Origin of the sequence: Anoxybacillus sp. UARK-01, assembly GCF_002075365.1 — a bacterium.
GTDB lineage: Bacteria > Bacillota > Bacilli > Bacillales > Anoxybacillaceae > Anoxybacteroides > Anoxybacteroides rupiense.
Genome location: NZ_NASY01000063.1, coordinates 1 through 2,556, shown reverse-complemented (window position 1 = coordinate 2,556; position 2,556 = coordinate 1). Strand labels below are relative to the sequence as shown.

1 protein-coding gene is annotated in these 2,556 nt (G+C 32.8%); it reads right to left on the bottom strand.

The window, feature by feature from the left end:
- Positions 1-384: 384 nt before the first annotated feature.
- Positions 385-2,556: amino acid adenylation domain-containing protein (locus B6A27_RS18285; protein WP_139788178.1), on the bottom strand; the 2,172-nt coding region annotated here is incomplete at its 5' end.

The window sequence follows — 2,556 nt, the reverse complement described above, 5'->3', positions numbered from 1 at the left end:
TAAATTGAATCAAATCGTTACTATCTAGAATATACATAAATTTATTTAACTTTTCTTCTGGCATTGATTCTGGTATGCTAGTAAAATTTAATAGTACAGCAGAATTGAGATTGGAAAATTGATTTACTTGAAAGTTATTCATAAAAATTCTCTCATCTCCACTACGTTAATCTAAATACACATCTATATGTAAAAAAGAAAATATCCAGAGAGAATCTCCCTATAACATAATATTAACCTTTGTTTAGCCAAAAATAAGAATTATTATTCAATAAGTAGCTTAGTACACATTCCTTAGTTTTGTATAAAATAGTAATTGCTTCCCGCAAAATATTATTAATAGTGGGTGAAGAAAATAATCCCCACCCATTCAAAAAAGTGTTACTAACATGTTGTGGTTGCTTGAGCTATGGTTTCAATAATTGAATATAAGACTATATCCTCATGCTCTTGTAAAAAGAAATGTCCTCCATCGAACAATTTTATTTCACAATTCGCTGAGCTTAATTCGGTCCAGTCCTCAAGTTCAGCTATTTCAATTCTGTCATCTTTACCTCCATAGATTGAAATTGGGAAAGGAAGAATCTTTAACTCCCCTTTGTAAAGATAAGTTTCAGCTAACTTTTCATCAGCCCGCATGGTAGGAATCATCAATGACAATAATTCTTTATTTTTTAATAATTCATCAGACAAACCACCAAATTCATTTACTCGAGTTAGAAACTCACTATCGGGTAAGTGATATCTAGGTGGGTCTTTTAATTCAACGTGAGGAGCTCTACTAGCTAGTGCAAACAACCTATTAATTCTGATTCCCTTCTTTAATAATATACGACAAGTTTCAAAGGCTAAAATGGCACCTCCACTATGACCTAGAAATATTAGTGGCTTGTCAGAGTACAATTCTATTTCAGATGCTAAGCGATTAGCTACTTCAAAAGCAGAATCAAATGGTTTCTCTTTAATCTTTGTTCCATGACCTGGTAAATCAATAGTTATTATTTCAAAATCGGGTGCTAAAAGTTCTGGCCATCTCTTAAAGAGGTATCCACTTGCTCCGGCATATGGAAAACAAACTATACGGTATTTAGCTTGGGGAGCTTCATGAACCTTAAGCCATGATTGTTCTATCTCATTTAGTTCTCTGATTAAATCTTTACGTTTGTTTTTGTTGAATGTTTCTTTTTGTTTAACTAGATTTGCTAAGTTCTCTACAGTTGGTGATTGAAAGAAATCAATCAAATTAATATCCACATCAAATCTATTTCTAATTTGAGAAACAACCATTGTCGCTTGTAAAGAGTTTCCACCAAGATCAAAAAAATTATCATTAATCCCTATATTTTTTACACCAAGAATTGGACATAGGATTTCATCACATATCATTAATTCTGTTTCATCTCTTGGTAACAAATGATTAGAGCTTTCTGGTATTAACTCAGAAGGTCTAGGTAAGGATTTTCTATCTATTTTCCCATTAGGAGTTAGAGGAATTTCATCAATCTCAATAAATCTAGACGGAACCATATAACTAGGTAAATTCCCCTTTAAACTTTCACGTAGCTCTTTAATATCTATTGCAGCCCCTTTTTCTAAGACTATATATGCGATTATTTGAATATCGTTATTAATTTCATCACTAACATCAACTACAGCCTGTTTTATATTTGGTAGTCTTATTAAGTTGGACTCTATCTCTTCAAGTTCTACTCTAAACCCTCTAATTTTTATTTGTCGGTCTGATCTACCTAGGATTTCAAGATTCCCATCTGGTAACCACCTTACAAGATCTCCTGTTTTGTATAATTTGGAATTCTTATCGTTACTAAAAGGGTTATTAACAAATTTTTGGGAATTAAGTTCATTACGATTTAAGTATCCTCTCGCTAAACAAGCTCCTCCAATATATAGTTCCCCAGGTACCCCAATAGGTACAGGTTGTAAATTATTATTTAGTACATATGTTTCAATATTATACATTGGTTTACCTATTGGGGGATTGCTATTCCATTTACCTTTACAATCAAAAAGAGTAACAGCAACTGTTGTCTCCGTAGGCCCATATCCATTTACAAAGCGTCTCTTTGGTGATGACCATATGCTAACAAGATCTCCAGAAAACTTCTCTCCTCCAACAGATAATAGTCGCAACATTGGAAAATCCTTTGGATTAAGTAATGGTAATAAAGCTGGAGGAAGTTCAGCTACAGTAACTCCGTATTTCCTCATTAATTCAGTAAGCTTTTCAGGTGACTTTCTTTCTTCCTCACTAGCTATACAAAGTGTTGCACCATTACATAAAGAAGTAAAAATATCGAACACTGAGACATCAAAGCCAATTGAAGCGAATTGTATAATTACATCATTTTTGGTAATCTCGTATTCTTTAGAGATAGAAAAAATAAAATTGGTTAACGACCTATGTTCAATCATTACCCCTTTTGGAGTTCCAGTACTTCCTGATGTATAAATTACATAAGCCAAGTTATTTAAGTTTACATTTCCTTTAGGGTTTTGAGCGGGGGTGGTTAATAGTTGTTTTTCAAGCATTTCAAT